This is a genomic window from Candidatus Aenigmatarchaeota archaeon (assembly GCA_016932615.1).
In the GTDB taxonomy this organism is placed as follows: Archaea; Aenigmatarchaeota; Aenigmatarchaeia; order QMZS01; family QMZS01; genus JAFGCN01.
Genome location: JAFGCN010000010.1, coordinates 46411 through 63876, shown reverse-complemented (window position 1 = coordinate 63876; position 17466 = coordinate 46411). Strand labels below are relative to the sequence as shown.

The window sequence follows — 17466 nt, the reverse complement described above, 5'->3', positions numbered from 1 at the left end:
GACCAAGAAACCCAAGAGCAATTGGGCGAGGTACCGGCCCTTGCGGGCGAGGATTTGCTCGCGGAATGGGCTGGGGCCAGGGATTTTTTTGCCAAAGGCCCAGGTACCTTACAAAAGAAGAGGAGAAAGAGCTAATAAAAGAAGATCTCGAGCTTCTTGAAAGGGAAAAGAAAGCGCTCGAAGAGCGACTTAAAGAGCTGAAATAGACCCTTCTTTTCTTTTTTTGAATTTTTATTCGGCGAGATATTATGAAGAGATTATGGTAAGGCCAAAAATATGCCGATGTGTGGGCTTTCAGCCAAATGTGACCTATTTCAAGCCCGCAGGGATAAAGCTTACTGATTTGGAAATTGTCGTGCTGAATATGGAGGAGCTTGAAACGCTGCGGCTGAAGGACTTTGAGGGGCTGGACCAGGAAAAGGCAGCAAAAAAAATGAATATTTCGCAGCCGACATTTCACCGGCTCCTGCTTTCCGCGAGAAAGAAGATTTCAGAAGCACTGGTGAACGGAAGGGCTATAAAAATTGAAGGGGGAAGCTATAAGTATGAAAGTGGAAGTTAAGGGATTTTTCGGTCTGGAAATGGCTGTTTTGCCTCTTATTGCAGCCACCCTCCTGTTTGCCGCCATTTTCGTGCCTTTTTTGGCCTTTGCGGCGGATGGCGCCTGCGACATCGAGAAAATCACCTGCGGGGAGAATAATCCCCTGATTGCAAACGGCTCCGCTTCTTCTGCCGGCCCGAATTATTCCGAATCCTACTGTGTTTACTTTTTCCACAAGCCCGGCTGCCCCCACTGCGCCCGTGCCGAGCCGATTGTCGAAGAGTTGGTTGCCAAGTACCCCCAGTATCAGCTAAAGATAATCGACGTTTCCGCAAACTTCAGCAACTTCGAGCTTTACAATGACTTTAGGGAAAGGTACGGGCTGGAAGATGAGGATGCAGTTGTGCCCATGCTCTTTATCGGAAACAAAGCGCTAATCGGCGACAAGCCGATAATCGATTCCCTGGAGCTTGAAATGATCTACTTTATCGAAAACCCTCCCGTCTGCCCGCTGGAATACAACAAGGAGTCTGGCGGCATTCATAATATCTTCCCGATAAACTTCGCTGACCTCACCCTGACAACCGTAATACTTGCAGCAGTGGTCGACAGCATAAACCCCTGCGCCTTTGCAGTAATCGCCTTCCTCCTGACATACCTCGGCTCGATTGGCGCCAAGGGCAGAATACTCAAGGTAGGGCTCATCTACAGCTCGGTTGTTTTCCTTGTCTACCTGCTTTCGGGGCTTGGGCTTTTTGCGGTAATCCAGACCGCCGGAATAACGCGCATGGTCTATGCCATTGCGGCAGTAATAGCCATACTTGCGGGGCTTATAAACCTCAAGGACTTCTTCTGGTACGGAAAAGGGTTTACGCTCAAAATCCCGGAATCGAAGAAGGGAACTATTAAAAAATACGTCGAAAAGGCAACGCTTCCTTCGGTAATTGTTCTTGGAATTCTCGTAAGCTTGTTCGAGCTTCCGTGCACCGGGGAGGTTTACCTCACAATACTTGCGCTTCTGAGCAGCAACATGACTCTTATGGCGGGGCTTCCCTACCTCATCCTTTATAACCTCATCTTCGTCCTGCCTCTCCTTATCATAACGCTCATCTTCCACAAGGAACAGTCGGCAGAGAAGGTTAACAGCTTCCGGCTCAAGTACAGAAAGTGGATGAAGCTTGGAACAGCAATTCTTCTCATCGCCCTTGGAATCTATATGGTCTTCGAGATCATCTGACCTTAAGATAACACTATGAAAGTAAACCTGCTCAGGAAACTCCGGGGAGGAAATACTCTCTATTACGAGGGCTGCCTCACAAAAGCGGCTGCCAGAGATATTGGCCTCAATTACCGGATTCTTCTCAAAAAGGCAGGAATCGAATTTATCGAGCTTTTCGACAAGGAAATCTGCTGTGCAAGCCCCCTGATAAGCTGCGGGAAAGGCGAAGAAGCGGAAAAGCTCATGCAAAAAAATCTGGAGCTTTTCAAAAGCCGCAGCGTAAGAAAGATTATCGCCTCCTGCCCCGGCTGCTCAAAGGTATTCTCCGTCGATTACCCGAAAATCCTCGGCGACGCCTGGGATATAGAGGTCGAGCATATTAGCCATACTCTTTCAAGGGCAATCGGCGAGGGAAAACTGGACGTAAAGAAGCTAAAAACTTACAAAGGCACGGTTACCTTTCACGACCCCTGCCACCTTGGGCGGTACTCTGGCGTCTATGAAGAGCCAAGGAAAGTCCTGGAGGCCGCGGGATGCAGAATAAAGGAGATGAAGCTTACGAGAGAACGAGCGCTTTGCTGTGGGGGCGGCGCCGGAGTAAGGTCAAACCACGAAATTCTCTCAAGCTCGATTGCAAAAGAGCGGGCGGGCATGGCAAAGGAAACCGGCGCCGGAGTGCTGGTGACATGCTGCCCTATGTGCTACCTTAACCTGAAAGAAAACGCAGGGGGGCTTAAGGTAGTGGAGCTATCGCAGGTTCTGAGGACTGAAAAAGACGAGGATGAAGATGAAGGGAAATCTGGAAAAAGAAGTCGGGCAAAGGAGTAAGGCAATTTCGTGCCTTCTCCCCGTGTTTTATTCGTACCTTGAGAAGAGAGAATGCGCGCTTAGCGGCCTGGATGAGGGGGAACTGAAGGAAAAACTGCGGGAGCTGAAGAAAATGTCAATTGAAAACATTTCGGAGCTGAAGAAGAAAGCTATAAAAAACCTTACTGAAAACGGGATAAAGGTAATCGAGGCAAAAAATCCACAGCAGGCACAAAAAGCAATCCTGAAAATTTTGGGCGGCGAAAAGCTCCTTGTAAAGTCAAAGTCAAACGCCTTCAAGGAACTAGGGCTTGAAAAAGCGCTTGGGGGAGTTGAGGTCGTCGAAACTGACCTGGGAGACTTTCTCGTACAGGTTGCGCATCTCGAAGGGATTCACCCGGTTCTGCCTGCCCTCAAGCTTACCCCGAAGGACATCTCAAAGGCAATAAAAGAAAAGTACGGAGTTTCCGTAAAGCCGGAGCCGGCTGAAATCGCCTCTTTTGCCAGAAACAAGCTAAGGGAGAAGATTGCCGAGGCAAGGGTGGGGCTGACGGGCGCGAACGCAATAACCGCTGACGGGAGCGTTATGGTTTTGGAAAACGAGGGGAACATCTCCCTTGTTTCGAGGTTTCCGGAAAAGCACATTATCGTCGCGGGCTTCGAAAAGATTATTCCAACTGTCGAGGACGCGCTTCTTGTCGCCAAATGCTCGGCGGTTTACGGAACGGGGCAGAAGTTTCCGGTTTACGTAAGCTTGATTTCGGGCCCCAGCAAGACCGCGGACATACAAAACAAAGTCATTACCGGAGCCCAGGGGGCAAAGGAAGTTTACCTCATACTTCTCGACAACGGCAGGTCAGGCATTCTGGGGACTCCATACGAGGAAATTTTATACTGCATAAACTGCGGCGCCTGCCTGAACCTATGCCCAATCTACCACCAGATTCAAAATCTCTTCGGCAACCGATACGCCGGAGCGAAGGGAGTGGTCTTTTCAAAGTTTTCGGAAGGGCTTCAGAAATCCCTGGAAGGCGGCGCATTCTACTGCACCGGCTGCTCCAGCTGCAGGCATAACTGCCCCGCAAAAATAGACCTTCCAGAGCTTGTCCGGCTTGTCCGGGGGGAACTGGTGAAAAAGGGCCTGGCGCCGGAAGGGACAAAAAAGACGATTGAAAACCTCCAGAAATACTCGAGCGCGATTGGAAAAGTGGGCGAAGATGCAGGGAGCGACTGGCAATGCTGCTAGAGCGTGAAGCATTCAACTATCTCCTTAAATTGCATTTACAAAGACAGGTCTATTATGCACAATCTTCCACGTTTTAAGGACCGTCTCGTGGCGTCAGGATTTCCCGAACTGAAAGAAACAGAGATTACCCTCAGCTACAGGCATTTAAAAGATCTTGCCTTTCTAAAATACGCCAATATGTGGCGGGAAGACTATACCTCCAGAGATGGCCTCACTAGTTAAGAGATAGAAGCCCTATTGGCCACAATGAGCTAACAAATGCGAGAAGTTGCCTTTTGAAACGGTCCGCACTTATATGGATTGCTACGCCTTTCTGCAACTGCAGGACAAAATCTCAAAGGTCTGGCTTCCGTCCTCCTGAGGGCACAGGCGAACCCTGCAAAGCCGGCAGCTGCCAAGGCATTCCTCATTCTCGATGCAGGCCTGCGTTTCCGTGCAGCCGGATAGAATGGTGCTTTTGCTTTCTGACCTTTCCGGCAGTGGCTTTATGCCTGCTTCGCTTGCTGTTTGCCCTGGGTCCTGCCGAAAGACCGGGGCGCACAAAACCACAAGAAAGATAAACAGGGCGAGCCAAATCTTCTCACCGGAAAGTCCCATAATCAATGCTCCTTTATAAAATATTCTCTCTGAAAAATCTGGTAAACGACAAAGCATACAAAGACTCCACCAACCGCCTCGGCAAGGAATACCGGAACGCTTGCACCTTCAGTTCCAAGAAAAGATGAGATTGAAAGCCATATCATCATAAGCCCCCCCAGGAATGCAATGCCGCCCGAAAGGTTTCTCCACGCAGTATTCCACTCCAAAAGCCGCCCTTCAAGGTAGATTCCCCTCCGGTCTATCGTGTAGAGGAGAAGCGCCACCCCGTAAACATAAAACTCCCGCCAGTCGCCGGTTATCCCACCGGAAAATCCCAGGGGATCCAGGCAGGCAATGGCTGAAATTGCAAGAAATGCCGCGCCAAAAACCGACATGGCGTCAAGGGCGGCAATCGAAGTTTCGTGCCATTTCTTGTTCTCATAGAGCCGCGTGACCTCATAGAGTATCAGGAGGGCAGGGTAAGCCAGGCACCACACGCCAAGAGAAATCCCCGACCACTCAAAGCCAGGAACCGGGAACTGGCTGTACTGCGTAAAGATGCTTGAAAGCGCGTAAATGCCCATGACCCAGCCAAAACCCACCACGAGAAACTGCTGGATTCCGGGGAAGTTATAGATTCTGATTGAAAGGAGCACCACGCCCACCGAGAAGAGAAGAAGGAATTTGTAGAACTCGGCTGCCGAAGCAACAAAGAGTATCAGGGACACTACCAGGATAAAAATTCCGGTAATCCCTATCAGGTCCCTAAAGGCCTTGTCCATAATAGAGATGAGCAGGCAAGGAATAAATGCCCAGTCTTACAAGAAATTTTATTACGGAGGAGTTTATAATTTTCCAGAAGATTTTAGTTCAGAAGGCAAAATTCCGGTCTTCAAGCCATAATCTACCCTACAGCGAGAGTTTATCCAGATTAATAAGCTATTCTTTACAATTTTAGGATATATTATGATAATCAGCAAGATTAGTATCGAGAATTTCAAAGCCATAAACTCGTTAAATTTCGAGCCCAGAATGATAAACCTAATTGTTGGAAAAAACAACACTGGAAAATCCACCCTACTTGACGCAATACACATCTCCTATAAACCAGAGGTCTTGAAGCTATTTTCAGGCAATTTATCTAAGCTGATTAGCACCAACCTAGCTTCACGAGGGGCTAAAATAGCGGTGAATTATCGTGAGGGTAATGAATCCACACTTATACTAACATTACCTAATACTGCACAAGTCCAGACTCATTTCAAGGATTTTGTTAGAGAAGCGTGTAGATTTCACCTAAATGCTATTGGCTCAAGTCTTTCTGAAGCTTCTGAAAAAATCCTAGAACAAGAACTGGGAACCTTTCTAGATGATAAAACTACATTAAGATTGGCTCAATATACCTTACTAGTTAAAAGCAAAGGTGTAGAAAAACCCTACCTATCTGTTTCTCCTAACAAAGGTTTCGAGATATTGTTAAAACTCTCTGAACTTTTGATAGGTAAGCTTGCCGAACTGTCCAATAAAGACAGCGAACGAGCAAAATATTTTATATTGGACTACTACTTTAATTCATATCTACCAAAGTATGACGCCAGAACTAGGGCAAAGCGGGATTCTCCTGTAGAAATCATAGATTTTAACGAAGCAGAAGATTTAGAACCTAATTCAGAGGATCCCGATTTAAAATCTAAAGTTAAGAGAATAGAAGAGATAATCAAAGAAAACAACATTTTAGAAGGTCTGGAACGGTTCGATTTGGATGCACTCTTATTTGTAGATGATAACGGAAAAGAGTTCCAAATACCATTTGATTTTATGGGAGATGGTTTCAGACAACTAGTAGCCATTCTCTGGAAACTGAATTCAAAGGAAACAAAAAACAAGGTAGTTCTCGTTGATGAAATCGAAAGCCACATGCACCCGGGATATGTGGCAGAGTTGACCAAAATTATCGTGACTCTATCAAAAAATATGGGTCTACAATTTTTTATAACTACCCACAGTCTAGATGTCATAGACTCTTTTTTAGAGTTAGAAGCATTTTCAGATGAAGAAAAAGTATATCTTCAAAAAGAGTTCTTGATATTGAGGATGGAACGGATTGGAAATTGTGTAGTTTTAGACACCAAAGACTATGATAAAGCCCGTTCTGTCAGAAAAGACATTCTTTCTGATTTAAGAGGTATCTAATTTGAAAAAATTGGTTATTTGTGAGGGACCTAATGATATACTCTTTTACGACAAACTTTTTCGTAGTTCCTGTGTGCAAGGTTGGGAACCCTTTGATGCCCGGTCATTTGATAGACCCTCCGCCTCGGGGAGGTTTAGTTCAGAAGAGAGTAGGAAACTGAGGTATTTTCAGAAGAGTAATAAAAATATATTGGTAAAGGGAGAGTGTGGAAAATGGAAGGCCGTTCACGTTCTCTCTGAATTTTTGGGCGATCTTTTGAACAAACATAAGGGGGGTCAACTCAAAACGAGATTATCTGTAGATTTAGATGGGAAATCCCCAGATGAGTTTATTCGTAAAGTAGAGGTATTGGCTGGTGAAACAAAACCAAAACTCTCTTGCAAAAAGGGAAGTATACTCTATCAAAACTCAAAAGCGGTTCATTTCGAGATAGAGTTTTTTAATGATGGAACTAGACTAGGTAAGCTAGAAGTTATTGCCTTCACCGAAAGCTTGGAAAAACAGGCAGGCATTACAAATAACGACACACAAGGAGAGATTGACCAAAAATTGTCACGTCTGCTAGAAGATTCTGAGGTTTTTGAAGTGTTTTTAAGAGCTACTAAAAATTAACCACCTCAACATCCACGAAAATTGGGGAATCAATCTTGATTTCCTTCTGGCTATCCTGCATGAACTTCTCGACGTCCTTGGTTGCCCTTATGTTCATCGAGGGCAGGGTGTCGACATACTTTACAGTCATCACTCCCCGCTCGCCCTTTTCAATCCTGTAGGCAAAGTCATTTGAAATGGCTTCCAAAAAGGAGATTACCTTTATTCCCTTTGCCTCAACTTCGGCAAACTTCGGGTGGCCGGGCTTTACGGCCATGATATTTCCATCATGAACGTACAGGACGTTATGCCCGCCGGGGCCAAGAAGCTTCTTTCCTTCCTCCGGCTCGCTGACAAACACCTTTACTGCCTTTCCGCCGATTTCTCCCGAAAAAATCTCGTTTTGGACAATTCCGAGGTCGTCTGCGTGCTTTCTGATTCCATCCTCGATGATTTTAGCAAGCGTTTTCCCTTCCTTTGTCATAGGAACCCTGTCCAGTTCAAGCCCTTCGGCAATATCTTTGTCGGTAAGCTCCCCGCCAAAGGTGTGCGGGTAGTAAAGCGCCCTTATGTCGTCAATCTTCTCAATGGCCATTACAATCCTTCCCAGGCCCGGACCTGAGTTGAAGACCGGGTAAGGAATCTTGTAGTTGGCCAGAGCCACAGGCGAGTACATTCCAATCTCGGTAACCTCAATCCAGCCGATTTTCGGGTGCTTGATGAATACCTCATAGTTTGTTCCGGGGGCGTAATAGGCGGGCTGGTTTGGCTTTGGCTCGAATTTTACCTCGGTAAAGCCAAGGTTCCTGAAGAACTTTTCAGTCAGTTCCTTTCCATTTTCAATCTTGAAGTTGGGGTCCATGACAACCATTGACAAATTAAGGTGCGCTCTCAGGTGGCGGTTGTCCTCCTTTTGCTCGCGCCGAAACCTCCAGACAACCGAGAAGAGCATCACAGGCATTTCCGAGGTGTCAAGCATCCTTGAGAGGGTTGGAAACCACGCAGTTGTGGCGTGTGAAATAAGGGACAGATTAAGCGGCTCCGGGCGGATGTTCTTAAGCTCCGGGAACGCCTCGTCAATCATGAAGTGCGCCTGCGGAGTCGTCAGCCCCAGGTCCTTTACGAGCGCCTCGGTAAAGTCCTCTCCGCCTTCTATCTCGCTTCTCTTGTACTTCATCAAAATCTCCTGCAGTTTGTCGAACTTGTCGAAGCCCGGGATTTTGCCCACGATTAGCTCCTTTTTCTTTTTTGGGAGGCCAATGTCCGGCCTTGGAAGAGTTGCAAGGTAGTAAATCCTGTCTAAAATCGCAGGGGACTCAGGGCCGTACTGCTTTACGATTTCCTCGGGCGGCTGGATAATCGGGGTAATAACTTCATCAAAGCCCAAATCCAGAAGCGCTTTTCTGATGTTGAAAACGTATTTCATAAGAAGGTGCTCTTTTCCCTTCCTGGAAGGGTACCTGAAGTCGCCCTTTCCTAAGAGAGGGCTGGCTGTCTCTTTCCAGGTTTTCTCAAAGTCGGCTTTTGCCCGCCTTTTTATATCCTCAAAATCAACCGCGTTTTCAGCCATAATTAGAGGTTTGATTATAAAAGAAGCTTGTCATAAGTTCTGTCAAATGAGGGGCCATATGGCCCTCCATTAAGCATCACCTCATCAAAACTTACTGCAGACATCCCCCTCTCCCTGAGCAACTTCATGCCCTGTGACATATCAATAATACTGCATTCTGGTGGGCGAATTCCATTGGAAAAACAAACATCCGTCACTGCCCGGTACACATTAAGACCCCCCTCCAATTTTGTTGGAATAACTTTTACTCTAACCTCATAGGTCCCCTCAGAATCTTTTTTGGCACTGTAGGTCCGGAACAATTCCTCGCCGTTTCCATTTCTGACAATATGGGGTCTTTTTGAACAGGCCCTATCTAAAATTTCCTTTAAGCCACCCAGATTTAGTTCAGAAGCAGTAAAAACCAAAGCATCCCTAGGAGAGGGCTTGCCTGAATATACATCGTTTCCAATCCTTACTCGTGCTCCTGGATAGCCAGTTATTTCATCAAAAGCTTGTGTCTCTGATATCGGGAGTTCGGGGTCATAATTTACTATCCCCTTCAGTGGGATTTCTATTCCTTTGAGAGAATGTCTTCTTACCTCCTCAGGAGTCGCCCACCCATCATCACGCTTTTCCATAAAAAACTACTACCCAAAAGTTTAAATTGCTTCTGCTGGCTGTCGCCTCCGCCTCAGGTAATAAATTCCTGCGCCTGCAATGCCAAGCACGCCAAGAATAGCCAGCGGCTCGTGCCCGGAAATCCAATCCTGAACCTGCTCAAGTATGCCTTCTGGCGCGATGTCTGCACCTGGCCCGGTTCCTGTGCTACCTACCTCTGGCTGCAGTTCGGTAGGCACTTCCGCAGGCAGTTTCGTAGCGGCTATGCCTTCAACGCCAGAAAAGTCTGCCTCCGGGGCGTTTACGGTAGCTCTAGCAAAGGAAGCTTCATACCCTTCCCGGATAGCTGGCGCCTCAGCACCGGGGAGACTTCCCACATAGATTGAAACCTCCCCGGAAGTATCAACAACTCCTCCAGCCAAACCTTCTGCAAGAAGCCGCATGTCTGCTGGAGCGAAAGCTGGAGGCATTATGGCATGAACAGAATCGGCCAAATAGTGGCCTCCCTGCTGAAAAGCGCCACTTTCCAAGACCGGCGGCCGATTGTAAATGCTCCCAATATAATTTCCAAGAAGCTGGTCGTAGACCATCCTGCCATTTTCTCCATAAAGTTCGGTTGCCATGATATTCAATGAGTCTAAAATATATAACAACTTGGTAGTAAGGTGCCCCCCTTAAATCAACGCCCCGTAAGGGCACGGGTAATTACACCCCGCCTTTGGTTGACCGGATTTAAAAACTCCTCCATGGCAGAAGACAATGAACGGTTGCCTCCCGGCCTCTCGAATACCTTCCTTATCCTGCCACGAGTACCTTCATCCAGGCAACTAAAGGAATAAAAGTCGCTGAAGACTGCATAAGGCGACCCGGACATCCAAAGGGCCACTTTAATATCCCCTTCTTTGGCTGTTCCCTTGTTTGCAAACAGATTCTTGGTTCTGCTAGCCGAAGCCTCATTTTTGTGAGAAGCCAGATCCTGAACACCGCAAAGATAATTCAGATTTTCCGGATAATACTCAAAAAGATAACCCCAAGGATATCCCTTGGCAGACATGCAAAGCAAACCTTCACAAGAACACACCTCTGGCTCTTTGAACCCATATTCCGCTGAAAATCTCCTGAATTGCTCGCCAACCACCGAGGAAATCAGGTCTCTTTCCCTACGTAGCGAAGGGTACACTTCCGCAAGGTTTTCACTTTCACCCTTAGCTTCACTAGAAGTTGCATCTTTGAGCGGAAGCTCATTGTTTATTGCCCTTTCAAGCCCAAGATATATCTGATCAAGAGTTCCAGTTGGGTATTCCCACAGTCTTTCAAAATTGACTTTCATTCTGCACCATAGATAGTTACCCCTCTTAAATAATTCTAGTTGATGATACCTCGGTAAGAACTGGCTTAAGTTGCCCGCCATAAGAGGGCTGGATGAAAGCCAGAAAGACAAGTCACCAGAGGTAGTTCTCCGAGGGATTAAGTAATTCGATATTAGAGTCACACGCAAGACAGAGTCCAGCAAGCAATTCTTGCCTTATCTCATCCTGGCTCAGACCATTTTCGAACTCAACATCTTCAGTCCCATAAGCCACCAACCGAATGCGGTCCCTAGAGAGGTATGCTCTGCACTCCAAGTCCAGATACCCAACAGCCCATTTCTGGCTCAAAACCTGTCCAGGTTCAATCTTAGACCTGAACTTTTCAAGAACCTTTCCGCCAACCAAGACATCGACTATAGGGAACACATCTGCTGGCAAGGTAGAGGCATATTCAAGCCCAATGCCTCTATCCAGATGTGCCTGACCAGACCAAAGCCCTGGACTACCATATATGCCACCCATAACAAAATTCTACTGAGAAATGATTAATCCCATAACAAGAGTTCCCACTTGTATTGAATCGCTATTGCTTATTTTATGCTACCGGATAAAACCAAAAAAGAGTTCGAGAAAAAGCATTACGGGCTTTTTGGGGAAGCGGGGGTCGAAATCTGCGAGTGGACAAAAAAGTGCCTAAAGGGAGAAGGCGCCTGCTATAAGAACAAGTTTTACGGAGTTAACACTCACCGATGTGTCCAGTTTTCACCCCTTGTCGCTGTCTGCAACCAAAACTGCGTTTTCTGCTGGCGGCCAAACGAGGAAATGCAAAAGGATATGGAAAGCAAAGTGGAAGAGCCGGAGAAGATTGTAGAAGGGCTTCTGCCAATCAGAAAAAAGCTCCTGATGGGCTTCAAGGGAAACCCTGCGGTTTCAAAAGAAGTTTTTGAGGAGGCGGTAAATCCGGACCACTATGCAATCTCCCTTTCAGGCGAACCCACCATATACCCAAAAATCATTTCCCTGATAGATAACCTGTGCAAAACTGCAAGGACAGTATTTCTGGTGACAAACGGCTCGAACCCGGAGGTTCTGGAGAACTTAAAGCCCCACAAGAACTTCCAGCTCTACATCTCCTGCAACGCCCCAAATGAGGAAATGTTCCTGAAAATCTGCCGCCCTTCCAAAAAAGGCGCTTGGAAGCGCTTTCTCGGCTCGCTTGACGCGATGAGCAACTTCAGGGGAAGGCGGGTCTTGAGGATGACATTTATCCGGGGGCTTAATGACGACCCTAAATTCCTGCCAGACTACCAGAAACTGATTGAAGGGTCTGGCGCGGACTTTGTCGAAGTCAAAAGCTTCATGAGCATCGGCTACTCCCGAAAGCGCCTTTCCTACGACAAGATGCTCTCCTTCAGGGAAACCCAGGATATTGCAAAGAAGCTGCTTGATGGAATCGATTACCGGTACGAAGACGAGCAGCCAATTTCGAGGATTGTTTTGCTGAAAAACAAGAAGTCTAAGGTCAATAACCATTTTAAATAGTGATTTAGTATATAACTATCATATATGAACCCGCCAATCTTTTCGACCAACCCCTCTTGAAAGAGTTGGTTGTAGTCCGGGCAGAAGACCTCAAGGACTATGCTATTGAGATGCATCCAAGCTATAGCGACAAATTCATCAAGCTTGCCTCCAGTGAACTAGGTGGGAGATATTTTCACAACCTGAGCAGGTTTACTCAGAAAGAGTATTCACAAAAACCAGACATCAAACCACATAATTCCATCTACGACAGGGACTCCGTGCTTAGGAGTTTTGGAAGGTTTGTAGCAGAAGAAGAATACAAGACCTACCTTTTGCCTCCAGAAATAATTTTAATTGAGTTGGCTCTGATGGGGGGTGTTGCTAATAAAATGGGTGCCAAAGATGACGCTACATCCAGTTATTTTAGCGATCTGACCCGAGCATATAGAGAACTCCTGAGAACAGCCAGCCAAAGAAGCAACCTTACAACCAATATTGAACGGCTTGGAGGAAAATCTGCAGTCAGAAATACCAAAAAGCGATACAAGGCAATAAGAAATGCTTTCGAAAGCCCAGAAGCCTATATGGGATTTATGAACTGGAATACGCCTTCCTCCAAAAGCCCCTTCTTTGAAAAAACTGAGGACCGACGTATCTTCTTGAATGAAATAGCTAACCTTTTGAATGGAGAAGGTAATGCTCAAGGACTGAAGGAGCTAATCGGCGAATCCCCAAGATATTTGCACGGTACTTTGTCAAACATGATATCTGGCAGCGAAGACAGATACCTCAACATCGTGAACATGCTCCTGGGTACCATGTTAAATCTTGAAGGTTTGCGCATACCTCAAGGTCTTGAGATTGACAGATACCTGGGTGAAATCTGGACCGCCCAGGAGAGTTTTTTTCCGATTGCAGACGAATACTTGCAGGAAGAAGCCAGAACTATCTGGCCAGAGTTTGTTTGACTAAATAGGTCAAATTCAAAGGTCAACAACCATTTCTAGACTGAATTGGCGGAAGCGCTAGAATTCTTCCCAATCTTCTTGACTAGAGTCTTGGTGGGGTGTCTTCTTTCTTGCCAGCCGGTAGGATTTTGGAAAATTTGGCTTAGGAACATATCTAATAGTTTCGCCGGAGTCCGGGAGGGTAACCCCATAAGGAATAATTGCAGTGCAGTATGGAAGAAGAAATCCATCAACGCCACTTCGCTTACTTCCTTTTGGGCGCACAACTTCCTCTAGCTTTGGCTGCTCAATCCCGCCCCTTTCAATCCCTGTTAAAATCTCACAGGGGTCCACAAAAGCCCCAGAAGCGTACAAATCGTCCAGTGCCTGAGCCATGATTTTTGGCTTAGCATCCAGAGATTTTTCTAAAGCATCTCGGCCAAACGTTCTGGTCCCCCAAATCCTATCATTCAGCCAGTGCTGAAAGTCAAGAGAATACTTCCCATCGGAGTCAAATTTCGGAAAAGTTTCATTCGCTGCATACCAGGGAATATTGCTTGGATAGTCTGGATCTACCCAGCGGGAGCCAAAATCTCTATTTATCGAATCATGCTGGAGCATTTTTACAAGCAACTCCATTCCCCGAGCAGTTGCATACGGCCGATTCAAGGGCACAACCTTCCCCCCGCCCAAATCTACACCAACAGGGACCCCCTTGCAAAAGGTAATCTCCCGGGATTCTCCTGGCGGACGCTTAATGAGCCCAAGTCCCACCACGGTGCCAAGCTCCTTGTCAACCCTGCGGCCCCAGAATGCCGAAGTCGGTAGATAACCTTTTATCTCCCCTTCCCCTCTTTCGGAAGTGCTCCACAAGGGAATCGAATAGATGCTACTCTCTCCATAGATTAACACCTCATTTCCTGCCTGGTCTTTAGAACGGGAGAAGCCCATAATCCTACTTGGGCAAAACCCGATATATCCTATCCTGAAAACCACTACTTTTGTGGTGCCTTAGTAATGCCTCTGCAACGTCCCCACAAGGGAGCAGTCGGATTGCTGCTTATAAGCCATGCGTTCTGATATTCTTATGCTACTTGGAATCCTCTCGGACACACACGACAATCCAGAATTCCTGAAAAAGGCAATTGAAACCTTCAGGAAAAAGAAAATCGGCCTTGCGATACACTGTGGGGACTGGGCTTCTCCAACCATTCCAAGGTTCTACCTAAAGCAGAAGCCCGCATGGAAAACCCTGTCCGTATTCGGGAACAACGATGGCGACAGGTACAGGTTCCTTACTTACTGCAACCTGGAGAGTTGGAATATCGAGTTTTTCGATGAGATTCTTGAAATTGAGCTTGACGGAAAGAAGATTGCGGCTTACCACGGCTCGAGCGAGGCAATAACTGATGCCCTCGTGAGGTGCGAAAAGTATGACCTTGTCTTGACAGGGCACACCCACAAGCCGCTTATTGAGCAAAAGGGCAAAACCCTGCACGTAAACCCTGGTTTTCTAAACCCTCTTGGGGACCACAAGGATTACGAAAAGGCAAGCGTCGCGGTTTATGACACGGAAACTGGCAAGGCCGAACTGGTTTGGCTAAACTAAGCCAGGTCCCAGTAAGAAAATACAGGCCGTTTAACTTCAGACAGATGATGCAAATCAAGCCCTAGTGAAGAATATCTCTGATTTAGCCCTTCCCAAAGCCATCTTTCAAGCGTTGCAAGCATTCTTGTGCCTTCATGCCGGGGCGCCCGTACTCTCCGGCAAGGGCCTTGCAAATCAGCCCGTAAGTTTTCTGGGCTTTTTCTAAATCAATTACAAAATCACCTCTTTACTGAAGAAGAAATGGTGTTTCCTGTTGAAACTGGTAATTGGGGGCCGTTTCGTTATTCAGACCTAGATATTCAGGTTCCATTTTATGCCAGGCAATTTCTGCTTCGAGGTAAGCTCCATCAGTTTTGCCTCTTTCTATAAGTTCTGTAAGATTTAGAGAATTATTGAGGTTCATAATAATTATTCTTTAGTATTAGGTGTCTTAGTTCTGCAAATATTCAAGAAAACCAAACTTAAATAAGTCTGCTTAATCTAGCTTTATGGAACTTGGAGAAATCGACATCAAGATTCACAAGAAAATAGTCACAGATTACGATGAGCTGAAAAAGTATGTCGATGCCCACAGGGTTTTAAAGCACAGGATTGTATGCACTATCGGCTCATTTGACATGCTCCACATAGGCCACGTCAGGTACCTTCTCAAGGCAAAGCAAAGCGGAGATATTCTGGTGGTCGGCGCCGACAGCGACCCTGCCATAAAGAGATACAAGGGCGAGGAGAGGCCAATCATACCTCTCGAAGAGCGCATGGAGATGCTTGCCTACCAGGTGCCCGTTGACCTTGTAACCGTAATAGAGGATGTCGATGAAAAGGGAAATTGGCAGTTCGGGCTCCTGAAGGCGATAAAGCCGGATGTTTACATTGCAGTCGAGGACAGCTACCCTCCAGAACAGATAGCGGAGATAAAAAAGCACTGCAAGGAGTTAAAGGTCCTCCCGCGGCAGGCAACGACCTCAACGTCGCACACAATCGAAAAGGCAGTAAAAATCCGGGGAAGCAGGGTTTTGGAGCGGCTGAAAAACGCCATAACCGACGTGGAGACTATTCTTGAAGGGAACAAAAAATGCCCAAACTGATGGTACTTTACGTTCCTGTGATACACAAGGGCTACCTTGAGCTTTTCGAGCGGCACAAGGGCGATGCTGAGGCGCTTTATGTTATTGGAGCAAATCTTGCAGAAGAAATACCTGAACTTCATATGGAGATTCGGGCACTATCTCCTGAAACTGCAGCGGAAATTATCGGAAAAATGGAAACCTTCAAAGAAGTAAAAGTTCTCTCAAAGGAAAATCTGGGCGAACTTGAAAATAAGGAAATAATCTGCGGCTCGGACACTGTTTCCAGGAGCATTGCCGAGAAATACCTTCCCAAAAACAAGGTGGAGTTTGACACCATGTTTCTTCGCTGGGACGCCTCAAACGTCCTGAGCCAGACTTCAGTAAGCTACGACCGGGCATCAGAAAGCGAATTTGACCGGAAAATGATGGAAGAAGCAAAAAAAGAAGCAGACAAAAGCTCTGACTGGTGGAGGCATGTTGGGTCAGTAATCGTAAAGGACGGAAAGGTGATAATCAGGTCGCACAATACCCAGGTTCCATCAGAACACGCGCCTTACATAAACGGCGACCCAAGGGACTCGATAAAAGCGGGGACAAACCCGGAATATGCAAGCGCAATCCACAGCGAACAGAGAGCAATAGCAGAAGCCACAAGGAAAGGCATCTCACTTGATGGAACCGACCTGTACTTAACCGTCTTTCCCTGCCCCTCCTGCGCCAAGTTAATCGCGTATTCCGGAATAAGGCGGGTTTTCTTCCTTTCGGGACACGCTTCCCTTGACGGGGAGAGCATACTCAAGTCGAGAGGGATCGAATTGGTTTTTGTGAAATAAGGGCATTTGTTCTAAAAAACCTCCCACAATATATACTTTCGAGTTACAAAAACTATATATATAAATAAGTAATTATATAATAGTGATAAATATGACAAACGAACCAAATACGGAACTAATGGCCTGGCAACTGGAGCAGGACAAAACATACGGCAACGTGATGGGTGGCCTTGCGACTATAGATGGTGTAGTTACAGCTGGAGTAGGCGCGGCCACAGCGGGCTTTGCACCTAAAATGGTAGATGCCTACAAGGAAATCCTAACTGAAGCCATAGACTCAATAAGCGATACTGGCGTAATGAGCGGGAGTACGGTCTCCGCTCAAAACGGCATGGAATCAACATACTCCTGGAACATAGACACGGAAGCGGTAACCAACACCTTGCAGCAAGCACTGGAACATGCTGACGGACTGGAACCCATACTTGTAACTGCAGGCCTTGTCCTTGCAGGGCTTGGAGTCTATAGCATTCTGGATGGAGTAAGCAGAACCAAGGTTACAGGAAAACTCGAAAAGGCGTCAGAGATGCTTAGGGGAAAGCCAACAAAGGGAGAGATGCAGCAGGCAGCAGAGTACCTTGACCTCGGAAAATGGGGAACCATGAACCGGGCCGCAACATACATTGACGGCACAGCTTCGGCAGCACTCGGCGCATTAGGCGTAGCCACTACTCCTGCCGGCGGAATCATACTTCTTCCGTTTGCAGCATATGGCCTTTACGACGCAAAGTCAAAAAGGTACGACACCCAGGAAAGAGCAAACGCCATTCGTGAAGAGCTTAACGCCTATTCTGGAAAGCCAACAGCAGCCGCATAGCAAAAGCCAAAA

At 46.8% G+C, this 17466-nt stretch carries 21 protein-coding genes; 13 read left to right on the top strand and 8 right to left on the bottom strand.

Features of this window, described 5'->3' with window-relative positions; genetic code table 11:
* The 5 genes from JW727_03525 to JW727_03505 form a co-directional block, all read left to right on the top strand.
* On the top strand, positions 1-206 hold a 206-nt coding region (locus JW727_03525; GenBank protein MBN2095094.1), incomplete at its 5' end, for a DUF5320 domain-containing protein.
* A 53-nt stretch (positions 207-259) separates the two neighbouring features.
* Positions 260-562, top strand: a complete 303-nt coding sequence (locus JW727_03520; GenBank protein MBN2095093.1) for a DUF134 domain-containing protein — start codon at positions 260-262, stop codon at positions 560-562.
* Positions 546-1778 (top strand): cytochrome c biogenesis protein, encoded by a 1233-nt coding sequence (locus JW727_03515; protein MBN2095092.1) that lies wholly within the window; start codon positions 546-548, stop codon positions 1776-1778. The genes JW727_03520 and JW727_03515 overlap by 17 nt, the downstream gene beginning before the upstream one ends.
* 15 nt (positions 1779-1793) lie before the next feature.
* Positions 1794-2588 carry a (Fe-S)-binding protein gene (locus tag JW727_03510; GenBank protein MBN2095091.1) on the top strand — a complete coding sequence of 265 codons (795 nt, stop codon included), beginning with the start codon at positions 1794-1796 and terminating at the stop codon, positions 2586-2588.
* On the top strand, positions 2548-3813 hold the full coding sequence (locus JW727_03505) for a lactate utilization protein (protein ID MBN2095090.1): 1266 nt from the start codon (positions 2548-2550) through the stop codon (positions 3811-3813). Before JW727_03510 ends, JW727_03505 begins: the two co-directional genes overlap by 41 nt.
* Before the next feature lie 303 nt (positions 3814-4116).
* Here JW727_03505 and JW727_03500 read toward each other — a convergent pair whose 3' ends face one another.
* Positions 4117-4410, bottom strand: a complete 294-nt coding sequence (locus tag JW727_03500; GenBank protein MBN2095089.1) for a hypothetical protein — start codon at positions 4408-4410, stop codon at positions 4117-4119.
* 2 nt (positions 4411-4412) lie between these two features.
* Positions 4413-5174 (bottom strand): hypothetical protein, encoded by a 762-nt coding sequence (locus tag JW727_03495; GenBank protein MBN2095088.1) that lies wholly within the window; start codon positions 5172-5174, stop codon positions 4413-4415.
* Positions 5175-5358: 184 nt separating this feature from the next.
* Here JW727_03495 and JW727_03490 point away from each other — a divergent pair, with 184 nt between their 5' ends.
* The gene (locus tag JW727_03490) at positions 5359-6585 is read left to right on the top strand and encodes an AAA family ATPase (protein MBN2095087.1); all 1227 of its coding nucleotides are present in this window, start codon (positions 5359-5361) and stop codon (positions 6583-6585) included.
* Between the two features lie 73 nt (positions 6586-6658).
* Positions 6659-7198: a hypothetical protein gene (locus JW727_03485; GenBank protein MBN2095086.1), complete on the top strand. Its 540-nt coding sequence runs from the start codon at positions 6659-6661 to the stop codon at positions 7196-7198.
* Here JW727_03485 and JW727_03480 read toward each other — a convergent pair.
* From JW727_03480 to JW727_03460, 5 genes are all read right to left on the bottom strand, one after another.
* Positions 7188-8747, bottom strand: coding sequence for an O-phosphoserine--tRNA ligase (locus JW727_03480; protein MBN2095085.1), 1560 nt, complete (start codon positions 8745-8747; stop codon positions 7188-7190). The two genes, JW727_03485 and JW727_03480, sit on opposite strands and share 11 nt — an antisense overlap.
* A gap of 14 nt (positions 8748-8761) precedes the next feature.
* Positions 8762-9367 (bottom strand): hypothetical protein, encoded by a 606-nt coding sequence (locus JW727_03475; GenBank protein MBN2095084.1) that lies wholly within the window; start codon positions 9365-9367, stop codon positions 8762-8764.
* A 21-nt stretch (positions 9368-9388) separates the two neighbouring features.
* Entirely contained in the window at positions 9389-9970 is a 582-nt protein-coding gene (locus JW727_03470) for a hypothetical protein (protein ID MBN2095083.1), read from the bottom strand.
* Between the two features lie 56 nt (positions 9971-10026).
* Positions 10027-10677: a hypothetical protein gene (locus tag JW727_03465; protein MBN2095082.1), complete on the bottom strand. Its 651-nt coding sequence runs from the start codon at positions 10675-10677 to the stop codon at positions 10027-10029.
* 112 nt (positions 10678-10789) lie between these two features.
* Entirely contained in the window at positions 10790-11179 is a 390-nt protein-coding gene (locus JW727_03460; protein MBN2095081.1) for a hypothetical protein, read from the bottom strand.
* Positions 11180-11254: 75 nt separating this feature from the next.
* On the opposite strand from JW727_03460, the gene JW727_03455 reads away from it, so the two are divergent.
* Both JW727_03455 and JW727_03450 read left to right on the top strand, forming a co-directional pair.
* Positions 11255-12199 carry a 4-demethylwyosine synthase TYW1 gene (locus tag JW727_03455; protein ID MBN2095080.1) on the top strand — a complete coding sequence of 315 codons (945 nt, stop codon included), beginning with the start codon at positions 11255-11257 and terminating at the stop codon, positions 12197-12199.
* A gap of 56 nt (positions 12200-12255) precedes the next feature.
* Positions 12256-13149 (top strand): hypothetical protein, encoded by an 894-nt coding sequence (locus JW727_03450; GenBank protein MBN2095079.1) that lies wholly within the window; start codon positions 12256-12258, stop codon positions 13147-13149.
* Between the two features lie 57 nt (positions 13150-13206).
* On the opposite strand, the gene JW727_03445 is transcribed toward JW727_03450, so the two are convergent.
* Positions 13207-14079: a hypothetical protein gene (locus JW727_03445; protein ID MBN2095078.1), complete on the bottom strand. Its 873-nt coding sequence runs from the start codon at positions 14077-14079 to the stop codon at positions 13207-13209.
* Positions 14080-14215: 136 nt separating this feature from the next.
* On the opposite strand from JW727_03445, the gene JW727_03440 reads away from it, so the two are divergent.
* The 4 genes from JW727_03440 (at position 14216) to JW727_03425 (ending at position 17454) form a co-directional block, all read left to right on the top strand.
* Entirely contained in the window at positions 14216-14737 is a 522-nt protein-coding gene (locus JW727_03440; GenBank protein ID MBN2095077.1) for a metallophosphoesterase, read from the top strand.
* A gap of 488 nt (positions 14738-15225) precedes the next feature.
* Positions 15226-15822: an adenylyltransferase/cytidyltransferase family protein gene (locus JW727_03435; GenBank protein MBN2095076.1), complete on the top strand. Its 597-nt coding sequence runs from the start codon at positions 15226-15228 to the stop codon at positions 15820-15822.
* On the top strand, positions 15810-16637 hold the full coding sequence (locus tag JW727_03430; GenBank protein ID MBN2095075.1) for a hypothetical protein: 828 nt from the start codon (positions 15810-15812) through the stop codon (positions 16635-16637). The genes JW727_03435 and JW727_03430 overlap by 13 nt, the downstream gene beginning before the upstream one ends.
* Positions 16638-16728: 91 nt before the next feature.
* Positions 16729-17454, top strand: a complete 726-nt coding sequence (locus JW727_03425) for a hypothetical protein (protein MBN2095074.1) — start codon at positions 16729-16731, stop codon at positions 17452-17454.
* The last annotated feature ends 12 nt before the right edge of the window (positions 17455-17466 follow it).